This is a genomic window from Paraburkholderia ultramafica (genome assembly GCF_902859915.1).
In the GTDB taxonomy this organism is placed as follows: Bacteria; Pseudomonadota; Gammaproteobacteria; order Burkholderiales; family Burkholderiaceae; genus Paraburkholderia; species Paraburkholderia ultramafica.
Window position 1 is genome coordinate 138526 of the sequence record NZ_CADIKK010000008.1, and the last position, 11747, is coordinate 150272.

Consider the following 11747-nt stretch of genomic DNA (forward strand, 5'->3'; position numbering starts at 1 on the left):
CCTGACGCGACTTGCATATCTACAGCGACATTACAGCACGTAACGCGACAGATCTTCGTCTTCCGCCACTTCGTTCAGCGCGCGATCGACATATGCCGCGTCGATCTGCACGGTCCTGCCCGAGTGATTGCCGGCCGCGAACGAGACCTCTTCGAGCAGCTTCTCGATCACCGTGTACAGACGGCGTGCGCCGATGTTTTCGGTCTTCTCGTTCACCGAGTAAGCGATCTCGGCCAGACGGCGAATCCCGTCGTCGGCGAATTCGAGATGCACGTCTTCGGTGGCGAGCAGTGCCTGGTATTGCTTGACGAGGCTCGCATCGGTGGACACGAGGATCGATTCGAAGTCGTTCACCGACAGCGAGTCGAGTTCGACGCGAATCGGAAAGCGGCCCTGCAGTTCAGGAATCAGATCGCTCGGCTTGGCCAGATGGAACGCGCCGCTCGCGATGAACAGAATGTGATCGGTCTTCACCATGCCGTACTTGGTATTGATCGTGGTGCCTTCGACGAGCGGCAGCAGATCGCGCTGCACACCCTGACGGGACACTTCGCCGCCGCCGGCTTCGTTGCGCGACGCGATCTTGTCGATCTCGTCGAGGAACACGATGCCGTTCTGCTCGACGTTCTGCACCGCCTTGGCTTTCACCTCTTCGTCGTTCAGCATCTTGCCGGCTTCTTCGTCGGTGAGAACCTTCAGCGCTTCCTTCACCTTCATCTTGCGGCGGGTCTTCTTGCCGCCGCCGATGTTCGCGAACATCGAACGGATCTGCTCGGTCATGTCTTCCATGCCCGGCGGCCCCATGATGTCCATGCCCGCTTGCGGCTGTTCGACGTCGAGTTCGATTTCCTTGTCGTCGAGCAGGCCTTCACGCAGACGCTTGCGGAACGTCTGGCGCGTGCTGCTGCTTTCGTCGGCGGTGTCGGTGGCGCTCGAACTCGAGCCGAAGCCGATCGGGCGTGCACCAGGTAGCAGGATGTCGAGGATGCGGTCTTCGGCCTGGTCGCCGGCCTTGGTCCGCACTTTGCGCATTTCCGTTTCGCGGGTCTGCTTGACCGAGATCTCGATCAGGTCTCGCACGATGCTGTCGACGTCGCGGCCCACATAGCCGACTTCGGTGAACTTGGTGGCTTCGATCTTGATGAACGGCGCGTCGGCGAGCTTCGCCAGACGCCGCGCGATTTCGGTCTTGCCGACGCCGGTCGGTCCGATCATCAGAATGTTCTTCGGCGTGATTTCCTGGCGCAGCGGATCTTCGACCTGCTGACGGCGCCAGCGATTGCGCAGCGCGACGGCCACCGCTTTTTTCGCGCGGCCTTGGCCGATGATGTGTTTGTCGAGTTCGGAGACGATCTCGGCAGGGGTCATTGTGCTCATCGTGGGTCCTTACTCGATCGTCTCAATGACGCGGTTGTGGTTCGTGTAGATGCACATGTCGCCGGCGATCTCCAGCGACTTCTCGACGATTTCGCGGGGCGACAGCTCGGTGTTGTCGGCCAGCGCTTTCGCGGCGGCTTGTGCATACGCGCCGCCCGAACCGATCGCGCAGATGCCGCCTTCCGGATCGAGCACATCGCCGTTGCCGGTGATGACGAGGGTGGTGGTCGCGTCCGCGGCGATCAGCATCGCTTCCAGACGACGCAGCATGCGGTCGGTGCGCCAGTCTTTCGCGAGTTCGACGGCCGCGCGCGTGAGATTGCCCTGATGTTTTTCCAGCTTCGCTTCGAAGCGGTCGAGCAGCGAGAAGGCGTCGGCCGTGCCGCCGGCGAAGCCGACCAGCACCTTGCCGTTGTAGATGCGCCGGACCTTCTTCGCACCGCCTTTCATGACGATGTTGCCCAGTGTCACCTGGCCGTCGCCGCCGAGCGCGACTTTGTCGCCGCGGCGCACGGAGACGATCGTCGTGCCGTGAAATTGCTCCATATGCGTTCCTCTTTGCAAAACGGGTAGGACGCGGCAGCGCGACGCGCTACCGCATAAATCCTGAAAACGGACGGCGCGCGTCGTTGAGGTTCAATCGGACGGCGCGCGCACGTGCAGCGCATGTCCGATTTATTTTAGGGCTTGCGCGGTCATATCAAGAGCTGCCAAATGGCATAAGACAAAAAACCGGGGATTTGGTGCGTGCGCGCGAATGGGGCGCAGACGGGCAGCGCAGAGGCGGGCCGACGAAAAGCTGTCCGCGCAGAAACGGACGACAGGCCTGGAACAACAACGAACATCCGCACGCAGGCCGCGCGAAAGCAGGTTCGCATGCGACACCAAACAGCGCCGCACAAAAGAAAAAAGGCGCACAGATCACCGTGCGCCTCTCGACGAAGCAGCGTTTCAGGGCGCGGAGCCGAAGCCGCGCCGCAAGCGTTCAGTCGCCGAACAGCTTCTGGCGCAGTTCGCGGCGTTCCTGCGCTTCGAGCGACAGGGTTGCCGTGGGCCGCGCAAGCAGACGCGGGATGCCGATCGGCTCACCGGTTTCTTCGCACCAGCCATAGTCGCCCGAATCGATGCGCGCGAGCGATTGCTGCACCTTCTTCAGCAGCTTGCGTTCGCGGTCGCGCGTGCGCAGTTCGAGCGCATGCTCTTCCTCGATCGTTGCGCGGTCGGCCGGGTCCGGCACGATCACGGTTTCGCGCAGGTTCTCGGTCGTCTGGCCGGCATTGCGGAGAATTTCCGCCTGCAGCTGTTCGAGCTTGTTCTTGAAGAAGGCGAGCTGATCCTCATTCATGTAATCCTTGTCGCTCATCTTCAGGATTTCGGCTTCGGTCAAGAGTCGTTTCGTCGTCATCTGGCTTACTTCTTCAATGTGAGGCAAAACTCTTACATAGTGCCCGCACTTTCGTATTGCCCGCAAAGGCGCGTCGAGGACGCGAAAGCGCCAAGGCGGGCACGGACGGTGAGCTGTCGTGACGCCGGAGCGCCTGGCGCCCACACGCCGGGCGTCGCTACGCCAATGCGGGGCCGAACTCCTCTGGAAACCGATTCTCAAATGCTCCTGAGGTATTGCTTGCCGGCCGCGTACCTTTTCAGGCTGTACCAGCCGGCATTTTCGGCGTGTTTCCCGGACAAGATTTTCCGGCGCCGCTTCAGGCCCGGCGCCGGAGACGCGCTGACCGGGCAATTCGTAGTCATTCTCCAGTGGGCACGTATTGTAACTGAATCACAATCCGGCACCGCAACTAGCGAAAATCTCCTTGCAGCGCACTGAGATCCCGAAAATATAACGCGCGCACGACCAAAAAGCGATGGTCGTGCACGCATTAATACAGCAGGGTTTTCACGTGCTTTTCACACGCGTGACTTTTCAGCAGCCTTTCGGATGCTGTCGTGCGTATTCAGTAGATGATTAACGCCGCGCGCGTACCGCAACGCCTGTGCCGAGCGTGGTAGCACGCTGCATGCCGCGCCACTGGCGCAGCACGGCATGCAGTCAGGCAGTCAGGCAAGCGCCTGGGATGAGCGCTTAGGCGAGGCAGGCGTCCAGACCGTCGGTGATCAGGTCTTGCGGCAGTTCGATGCCGATGAACACCATCTTGTTGGTCTTCTTCTCGACCGGCTGCCATTTCGCGGCCAGATCGCTGCCCATCATCTGATGCACGCCCTGGAACACGACCTTGCGATCGATGCCCTTCATGTACAGCACGCCCTTATAGCGCAGCAGGCGCTCGCCATAAATCTGCAGGATGCCGCCGAGGAAGTCTTCGAGCTTGTTCGGATCGAACGGACGGTCGTTGCGGTACACGAACGACTTGATCTTGTCGTCGTGATGCGCGTGGTGGTGCGCGTGATCGTGGCCTTCGTGGTCGCAATGGCCGTGGTCGTGATCGCAGCTGGCGTGATCGTGGGTATGGCCGTGCTCGTCATGCGCGTGAGCGTGGCTGTGCGCGTGTTCGTCTTCGGCGAGGAAGTCCGGATCGATTTCCAGCTTCGAATTCAGGTTGAAGCCGCGCAGATCGAAGATTTCCTTGATCTCCGCTTCGCCGAAATTGACGACCTTGATCGCCGCCTTCGGGTTCATGTGCAGCAGACGGTGGCGCAGATCGGCCACTTGTTCTTCGTCGACCAGATCCGCCTTGGTGATGAACAGGCGGTCGGCGAAACCGACCTGGCGCTGCACCACTTCGTGCTCGTCCAACTGGTGGTTCGCGTGCTTCGCGTCGACCAGCGTGATGATCGCGTCAAGCAGGAATTCGCTGGCGATCTGGTCGTCCATGAAGAACGTCTGCGCGACCGGGCCCGGATTCGCGAGACCGGTGGTTTCGATCACGACGCGGTCGAAGTCCAACTCGCCCGCCTGCTTCTTCGCCGCCAGATCGTTCAGCACGCGCGACAGGTCGCCGCGAATCGTGCAGCAGATGCAGCCGTTGCTCATCTGGATGATCTGTTCGCTCGTGTCCTGCACGAGGATCTCGTTATCGATGTTCTCTTCGCCGAACTCGTTCTCGATAACGGCGATCTTCATGCCGTGTTTTTCATTCAGGATGCGCTTGAGCAGGGTGGTTTTGCCGCTGCCGAGAAAGCCGGTCAGGATGGTGACTGGGATCATGTTGGTCGCCTGTAGGTCGTGAAACGGTGCGTAATCGAAAGCGTAGGCCGGGCGCGGCAGCCGGATGGCGCGCAGCCCTTTCTAGCCGGTTATTGAAACATATCTGTCAAGCCCGCGCTGGCGGGAGGGGTTCGCGCCGGCCACCACCTGCGCTGCCGGCGCGCGAAATAGCCCCCAAAGTTATGGGCGATCAGGCGATTTGCAACAGCAGGCCCTTCAGGTATTCGCCCTCCGGAAAAGCCGTGAGCAGCGGATGATCCACGCCGGCGCCGAGGCGCTTGAGAATCCGTGCATCGACCCGGGCGTCGGCGGCCGCGCTGGACACGATCTTCTGGAACAGCTCGGAGTCGATCGCGCCCGAGCACGAGTAGGTGAACAGCAGTCCGCCCGGGCGCAGCAGCTTCAGGCCGGTCAGGTTGATGTCCTTGTACGCGCGCGACGCGCGATCCACGTGTTCGCGCGACGGCGCGAATTTCGGCGGATCGAGCACGATCAGGTCGAAGCGCTCGCCGTCGTCATACAGGCGGCGCAGTGTCTTGAACGCGTCGGCGTCGAGCCACGTGGCGCGCTCCGTGTCGAAGCCGTTGGCCGCCACGTTCTGCTGGGCGAGCGCCAAGGCTTCGCCCGACGAATCGATCGACACCACCCGCCTGGCGCCCCCCTTCAGCGCCGCCAGCGAGAAGCCGCCGGTGTAGCAGAAGCAGTTCAGCACGTCGCGATCCTGCGCGAGCTGCTGCACCAGCAGGCGGTTGTCGCGCTGGTCGACGTAGAAGCCGGTCTTGTGGCCGTTGCGCACATCGACGCGATAGCGCACGCCGTTTTCGCTCGCGATCAGCGCTTCCGACGGCGGCTCGCCCGCCAGCACGCCGGTGATCTGTTCGAGCCCTTCCTTCTGGCGAATCGATACGTCCGAGCGTTCGTAGACATTCGGGCAGCCGGTCGCGCCGACCAGCGCCGCGACGATCGCTTCCTTCCACGCCTCGACGCCCGCCGCCATGAACTGGCAGACCAGCTGGCTGCGCTGGCCTTCGTCCTCGGCGATGTAGTGATCGACGACCAGGCCGGGTAACCCGTCCGCCTCGCCGAAGATCAGCCGCACCGCGCCGGTGTCATGCACCATCGTCTGGCGATGCGCGATCGCACGCTGCACGCGGCGCTTGAAGAACGCGTGATCGATCGGCTCGGTTTCGTCGAAGCTCCACACGCGGGCGCGGATCTGCGAATGCGGGCTGTAGGCGGCGCGTGCGAGAAAGCGGCCATCGTGTGCGCGCACCAGCACGGTCGCGCCGGGCGCGGGATTGCCGTCGACGCGATCGATCGCGTTGGCATAGACCCACGGATGGCGGCGCAGCAGCGATTTTTCTTTCGACGGTTTGAGCGTAACGGTATTCATCAGGGTGTCAGCAGGGCAATGAGCATTGGGCCGGGTGGCAGGACACACACGGCGAGTGAAGCGGAAGCGAAGACTGCAAGCCGGAAAAGCGGCGTCAGCCGCGTTTTTTGGCGCGCGGATGCGCCCGGTCGTAGACGTGGGCGAGATGCTGGAAATCGAGCGCAGTGTAGACCTGCGTGGCGGTAATGCTGGCGTGGCCGAGCAATTCCTGCACCGCGCGCAGATCGCCGCTCGACTGCAGCACGTGTGTGGCGAACGAATGTCGCAGCACGTGCGGATGCACGTTGGCGGGAATGCCGGCGATCAGCGCCGCGCGCTTCACGCGTTCACGCACCACGTTGGGTGACAGCCGATTGCCGCGCGTCGACAGAAACAGCGGATGCGGATCGTGCTTCACCATCTGGTCGCGCACCGCGAGCCACGCGTTCAACGCGGCCACCGCCTTGCTGCCTACCGGCACGACGCGGCGGCGCTTGCCCTTGCCGAGCACTTCGACCTCGGCGGAGTCCAGCTTGAGCCAGCCGGCGGAGCGGTAGCCGTCGGTATCGGCGAAACGGGCGTCGAGGCCGACCAATTCCGCGAGACGCAGCCCGGACGAGTAAAACAGTTCGAGCATCGCGTGATCGCGCAAACCTTCGGGCGATCCTGCGGGCGGGCTTTCCATCAGCCGCGTGGCGTCGTCGACGGACAGGGCTTTAGGCAGCGGCTTGGCCTGCTTCGGCGCGCGCACGGTGGCGACCGGGTTGGCCGGCAGATCGACGCGGCCGGCGAGCCAGCGGTAAAACGCGCGCCACGCCGACAGCCGGTGGCCGATCGAGCGCGCCGTCAGGCCGCCCGCATGCGCGCGCGAAACGGCGCCGCGAATGTCGACGGCGGTGAGGCTTTCGAGCGGCCGGCCCTTGGCCAGCTGCTGAAGTTCTTCGAGTTCGTGGGCGTAGCCGCGCAGCGTATGCGCCGACAACCGCCGCTCATGTTCGAGATTCGACAGGTAGGCGGCGATCGGGTCGGCGGCGGTCACGATGGGCTTGGGGGCGGCTGGCGCGCAGTGATCGTGAGATCAGCGCGGCAGCAGGCGGCTCAGCGCGGCGCTGGCCAGCGCGCCGATCTGCGTCAGGAAATCGGTGGCCATGCCGTCGTGGAAGCGGCGCGCGTCGGCCGAGCCCATCACCAGCAGGCCGAACGTGGGCGCTTCTTCGTTGCCTTCGGGGTCGCGCAGCGCAAGCAACGCGATCGATTCGGTGATGTGCGCCGACTCGGACGTGGCGTTGCCGGACGCGCTTTCGTCAGCCACGGCGCTCACTGCCGGCACCAGCCACTGCGCCGCCTCGAAGCCGGTATTCGCGCCGCAGTACGGCGTGCTCAGGCTGCCGGCGAAAATGCGCACTTCCTCGCCGACATGGCGGGCGAAGTCGGCCTGTGCGTAAGGCTCGGCCACATCCCACACGCGCAACGCGGCTTGCGGCACGTCGAAAATATCGCGCAAACCGGTGGCGATCGTGCGCGGCAGCGCGTACGGATCGCGCTCGGCCATCACGCGGATGGTCCAGCGGTTGAATTTCGACGCAATGCTGTCGTTCTCGTGACCGTAGCGCAGCAACTCGGCGAGGCGCCGTTCAAGATGCTTGTTCTTGTCGCGCAGCATTTCCATCTGCCGCTCCTGCAGCGACACCGCGGCTTTGCCGTGCGGGTTCGCGAGCCGGATGGTCGCGAGCATTTCCGCGTGTTCGGCGAAGAATTCGGGGTTGGCGAGCAGGTAGTCGGCGACTTCGCGATCGTTCATGGTTTCGGCTAAAGGACTACAGGGCGACGCACTTGGGGCGGCGCGTCGGTCAAAGAGTTTAAGCGGCCGATGAGTCGGCCAGTTCGATCTCGCCTTCGAAGACGGTCGCCGCGGGGCCCGCCATCAGCAGCGGCTCGCCCTCGCGGGTACTGTCCCACGAGATCGTCAGCTTGCCGCCGTGCGTGTGCACGAGCACCGGCGCGTCGAGCAGCCCGCGCCGGATCCCGGCCGCGACCGCCGCGCACGCACCCGTGCCGCACGCCAGCGTTTCGCCGGCGCCGCGTTCGTAGACGCGCAGCTTGATCTCGCTACGGCCGACGATCTGCATGAAGCCGGCGTTCACTCGTTGCGGGAAACGGGCGTGGCGTTCGATCACCGGGCCTTCGACCAGCACCGGGAAGGCTTCGACGTCATCGACGATCTGCACCGCGTGCGGATTGCCCATCGACACCACCGAAATCCACCGCGTCGTGCCGTTCACGTCGAGCGGCCAGAGCGTGTCCGCGCCGTCGCGGCGGCCTTCGAGCCCTTTGGTGGCGAACGGCACGCGTTCCGGGTCGAATACCGGCGTGCCCATGTCGACCACGACTTCGCCGTTGCCCTGCATGGTCAGCGTGATCGTGCCCTTCTGCACCTGTACGCGCACGCTGCGCTGATCGGTCAGGCCGCTATCGCGCACGAACTTGACGAAGCAGCGCGCGCCGTTACCGCAATGCTCGACTTCGCCGCCGTCGCAATTGAAGATGCGATATCTGAAATCGACGCCGTCCACGGTGGGCTTTTCGACGAGCAGCAACTGGTCGGCGCCGATGCCGAAATGCCGGTCCGCGAGCGCGCGCACTTGCGCCGGCGTCAGGTTGACCGGTTGGGTGTAGCCGTCGAGCACGACGAAGTCGTTGCCCGCACCGTGCATTTTGGTGAATTTCAGTTTCATCACGCTATTGTAAGTGACGCGCCAGCAGGTGCGCCGAACGGCGCGTTATTTCCGCGTTCGAGCGCTTTTTCTCTGGCCGCGCTGGCGGCCAACTGACTCAGGTTCGGCTCAAGTTCAGCTCAATACACGCTCGGGTCGCCCGGCGGTCGGGTCTTGAAGCGTTTATGCACCCAGTAGTACTGCTCGGGCATCAACGGAATCTGCTCTTCGAGGAAGGCATTCATGCGCCGCGCGTCCGCGTCGTCGTCGCCGGTCGGATAGTTGTCCCACGGCTTGAACACCTTGAGCCGGTAACCCTTGTAGTTCGGCAGCACCTCGCCGATGAACGGCACGACCTGCGCGTGCCCGACCTTCGCGAGACGCCCTACCGCGGTCAGCGTGCAGGTCGGCACGCTGAAGAACGGCACGAAGGTGGAATTGCGCGCGCCGTAGTCCATGTCCGCGCCGAGCATCACCGGCTTGCGGTCGCGCAGCCAGCGCAGCACGATGCGCGCGCTGTCGGCGCGGCTCGCCATGTCCGCGCCGAAACGCGCGCGCGCCGCTTTGGCGACTTCTTCGAGCTCCGGGTTTGACATCGGCTGATACAGCGAGCCGCACTGACGCTTGAGCGAGTAGTTCAGGAAGATCGAGCCGGCCTCGATCCCGACGAAGTGAAAGCCGAGAAACAGCGTGGGCGGCAGGTTCGGGTCGGTCAGATCGATCGCGCTGTCGAGCTGGATCAGCTTTTCGAGCTTTTTCGCCGAGCCGAACCACTGCACACTGCGTTCGAGGTAGCTGCGGATCGCGTGGCGGAAGTGCTTCTGCGCGACGTCTTCGCGGCGCTCGTCGCTCCATTCGGGGAAGCACAGCTTCAGATTGGTGTGCACGATGCGCCTGCGCCGGCTCGGAATCTGATAAAGCAACCAGCCGAGCCCATCGCCGAGACGGGCGACGAAACCATAGGGCAACAGCGCAAAAAGTTTCAACAGCCCGATTGCGAGCTGCGCGCCATAGCGGCTCAGCATGCCGCCTCCGGAAAAGAGGCGTGGCGCGTAACGAATTTCAGGAAAGCGGAAAAGTTGGCGTAATACCGCACTCGTGGACACTCTGTGACAATCAAAGGAAGTCGCTATAATAAGGGCTTCGCCGAGTTAATAGACAACTTGCGGGGCGAAGCTGGCGGGCGCGATCCATGCGATATGCGCCGGCCGGTAAGGTAATCCGCTAAAGCGTCGCCGCTTCAAGGCTCCCCGAAGCTGGCTACGTGAAACTCACCCGTAACCACCAAAAAGGAGTCTGCAACGTGGCAAACGACTATCTCTTCACTTCCGAATCCGTCTCCGAAGGCCATCCCGACAAAGTCGCGGATCAGATTTCGGACGCCATTCTCGACGCGATTCTGGCTCAGGACAAATACTCGCGTGTCGCAGCCGAAACGCTGTGCAACACGGGTCTGGTCGTGCTGGCCGGTGAAATCACCACCACCGCGAACGTCGATTACATCCAGGTCGCGCGCAACACCATCAAGCGCATCGGCTACGACAACACCGACTACGGTATCGACTACCGTGGCTGCGCGGTGCTCGTCGCGTACGACAAGCAATCGCCGGACATCGCCCAGGGCGTGGACCGCGCGCACGACAACAACCTCGATCAAGGCGCCGGCGACCAGGGCCTGATGTTCGGTTACGCGTGCGAAGAAACGCCGGAACTGATGCCGCTGCCGATTCACCTGTCGCACCGTCTCGTCGAGCGTCAGGCGAATCTGCGCCGTGACGGCCGTCTGCCGTGGCTGCGTCCGGACGCGAAGTCGCAGGTCACCGTGCGTTACGTCGACGGCAAGCCGCATGCGATCGACACCGTCGTGCTGTCCACCCAGCATTCGCCGGACATCGATCTGGAGACGCTGCGCGAAGCCGTGATCGAAGAAGTCATCAAGCCGACGCTGCCGGCTGAGCTCATCAAGGGCGACATCAAATTCCTCGTGAACCCGACCGGCCGCTTCGTGATTGGCGGCCCGCAAGGCGATTGCGGCCTGACAGGCCGCAAGATCATCGTCGATACGTACGGCGGCGCGGCACCGCACGGCGGCGGTGCGTTCTCGGGCAAGGATCCGTCAAAAGTCGACCGCTCGGCGGCGTACGCCGGCCGTTATGTCGCGAAGAACATCGTGGCCGCCGGCCTCGCTTCACGCTGCCTGATTCAGGTGTCATACGCGATCGGCGTCGCTCAGCCGACTTCGGTGATGGTCAACACGTTCGGCACGGGCCGCGTGTCGGATGCGACGATCACGCGTCTGGTGCAGGAGCATTTCGACCTGCGTCCGAAGGGCATCATCCAGATGCTCGACCTGCTGCGCCCGGTCTATGAGAAGAGCGCGGCTTATGGTCACTTCGGCCGCGAAGAGCCGGAATTCACGTGGGAAGCCACGGACAAGGCGCTGGCGCTCGCCGAAGCCGCCGGCACGGAGCCGGTTGCCGCGCTGGCAGAATAAGCGCTGACCGTCCGCTCCAGTAAAAAACCCCGCCGGCAGGAGCCGGGCGGGGTTTTTTTATTGCCTTATTCGTGCGCTGTTGTGTCGCGCGGTTGGTCCGCGGCATCAAGAGCCGCGATGCGCGCGCCGTTCTGAAACCTGTGCTGTCAGCACGGCAGTGCGTTCGATAACCGCCTTAACGGCTCGCAAACGCGAACACAAACCAGCCGCTGCTACTGCTCGTCGACATGCGGCGCGGGCGGCGGCTCGTATTCTGCGGCGCGACGACCGCTGCGCGTGGCGGTGCGGCGAGACGCAGCGGCGTCGGTTTGCGCAGCAGCGTGCGCAGCGAAAAGCGGCGCGAGCCGCCTTGCAGACGCAGCGCGGAGAAGAACGTGTGGAACCAGGTGCGAATGCCGTCGACCGCTTTGGCATCGCGCCATTGTTCGCCCAACGCGCGGGTGCGGGTGGCGTGGTGACGCAGCGCGCGCACGACATGGCGGCGCGCGGGGCGTGCCGCTTTCAGCGCGGCGCGGGTAAGACGGGTGCTCAGAAGAGTATGCATGGCTTCACAAGTAGGCAACGTGTCGCGCGACGGAATGTCCGCCAATAGCAGCACCAAATGTGCCAATGGCGATGTCGCGATGG

Annotated in this window: 11 protein-coding genes; 1 reads left to right on the forward strand and 10 read right to left on the reverse strand. The window is 63.6% G+C overall.

Going from position 1 to position 11747, the window contains the following annotated elements; translation table 11 throughout:
* Positions 1-30 precede the first annotated feature (30 nt).
* From hslU to HV744_RS10925, 9 genes are all read right to left on the reverse strand, one after another.
* The gene (hslU, locus tag HV744_RS10885) at positions 31-1377 is read right to left on the reverse strand and encodes an ATP-dependent protease ATPase subunit HslU (RefSeq protein WP_175149501.1); all 1347 of its coding nucleotides are present in this window, start codon (positions 1375-1377) and stop codon (positions 31-33) included.
* A gap of 9 nt (positions 1378-1386) precedes the next feature.
* Positions 1387-1923 carry an ATP-dependent protease subunit HslV gene (hslV, locus tag HV744_RS10890; protein ID WP_006050517.1) on the reverse strand — a complete coding sequence of 179 codons (537 nt, stop codon included), beginning with the start codon at positions 1921-1923 and terminating at the stop codon, positions 1387-1389.
* Between the two features lie 439 nt (positions 1924-2362).
* Complete coding sequence (gene dksA / locus HV744_RS10895; RefSeq protein ID WP_006050516.1) at positions 2363-2782, reverse strand: RNA polymerase-binding protein DksA; 420 nt, start codon at positions 2780-2782, stop codon at positions 2363-2365.
* A gap of 675 nt (positions 2783-3457) precedes the next feature.
* The gene (locus tag HV744_RS10900) at positions 3458-4540 is read right to left on the reverse strand and encodes a CobW family GTP-binding protein (protein ID WP_175149502.1); all 1083 of its coding nucleotides are present in this window, start codon (positions 4538-4540) and stop codon (positions 3458-3460) included.
* A gap of 190 nt (positions 4541-4730) precedes the next feature.
* A complete protein-coding gene (locus HV744_RS10905) occupies positions 4731-5933 on the reverse strand; it encodes a class I SAM-dependent rRNA methyltransferase (RefSeq protein ID WP_175149503.1) in 1203 nt (400 codons plus the stop codon).
* Between the two features lie 94 nt (positions 5934-6027).
* Positions 6028-6951: a tyrosine recombinase XerC gene (xerC, locus tag HV744_RS10910; protein ID WP_175149504.1), complete on the reverse strand. Its 924-nt coding sequence runs from the start codon at positions 6949-6951 to the stop codon at positions 6028-6030.
* A 39-nt stretch (positions 6952-6990) separates the two neighbouring features.
* Complete coding sequence (locus HV744_RS10915; protein ID WP_175149505.1) at positions 6991-7713, reverse strand: DUF484 family protein; 723 nt, start codon at positions 7711-7713, stop codon at positions 6991-6993.
* A 58-nt stretch (positions 7714-7771) separates the two neighbouring features.
* Positions 7772-8647, reverse strand: coding sequence for a diaminopimelate epimerase (gene dapF, locus HV744_RS10920; protein ID WP_175149506.1), 876 nt, complete (start codon positions 8645-8647; stop codon positions 7772-7774).
* Between the two features lie 119 nt (positions 8648-8766).
* A complete protein-coding gene (locus HV744_RS10925; protein ID WP_175149507.1) occupies positions 8767-9651 on the reverse strand; it encodes a lipid A biosynthesis lauroyl acyltransferase in 885 nt (294 codons plus the stop codon).
* 278 nt (positions 9652-9929) lie between these two features.
* Here HV744_RS10925 and metK point away from each other — a divergent pair, with 278 nt between their 5' ends.
* Complete coding sequence (gene metK, locus HV744_RS10930; protein WP_175149508.1) at positions 9930-11120, forward strand: methionine adenosyltransferase; 1191 nt, start codon at positions 9930-9932, stop codon at positions 11118-11120.
* A gap of 175 nt (positions 11121-11295) precedes the next feature.
* Here the strand turns inward: metK and HV744_RS10935 are convergent, their stop codons facing one another.
* The gene (locus HV744_RS10935) at positions 11296-11664 is read right to left on the reverse strand and encodes a hypothetical protein (protein ID WP_175149509.1); all 369 of its coding nucleotides are present in this window, start codon (positions 11662-11664) and stop codon (positions 11296-11298) included.
* Positions 11665-11747 lie beyond the last annotated feature (83 nt).

Excerpts from the sequence above, each read along its gene's own strand:
- hslU (WP_175149501.1), bottom strand. The coding sequence starts at position 1,377 with ATGAGCACAATGACCCCTGCCGAGATCGTCTCCGAACTCGACAAACAC.
- hslV (WP_006050517.1), bottom strand. The coding sequence starts at position 1,923 with ATGGAGCAATTTCACGGCACGACGATCGTCTCCGTGCGCCGCGGCGAC.
- dksA (WP_006050516.1), bottom strand. The coding sequence starts at position 2,782 with ATGACGACGAAACGACTCTTGACCGAAGCCGAAATCCTGAAGATGAGC.
- HV744_RS10900 (WP_175149502.1), bottom strand. The coding sequence starts at position 4,540 with ATGATCCCAGTCACCATCCTGACCGGCTTTCTCGGCAGCGGCAAAACC.
- HV744_RS10905 (WP_175149503.1), bottom strand. The coding sequence starts at position 5,933 with ATGAATACCGTTACGCTCAAACCGTCGAAAGAAAAATCGCTGCTGCGC.
- HV744_RS10915 (WP_175149505.1), bottom strand. The coding sequence starts at position 7,713 with ATGAACGATCGCGAAGTCGCCGACTACCTGCTCGCCAACCCCGAATTC.
- dapF (WP_175149506.1), bottom strand. The coding sequence starts at position 8,647 with ATGAAACTGAAATTCACCAAAATGCACGGTGCGGGCAACGACTTCGTC.
- HV744_RS10925 (WP_175149507.1), bottom strand. The coding sequence starts at position 9,651 with ATGCTGAGCCGCTATGGCGCGCAGCTCGCAATCGGGCTGTTGAAACTT.
- HV744_RS10935 (WP_175149509.1), bottom strand. The coding sequence starts at position 11,664 with ATGCATACTCTTCTGAGCACCCGTCTTACCCGCGCCGCGCTGAAAGCG.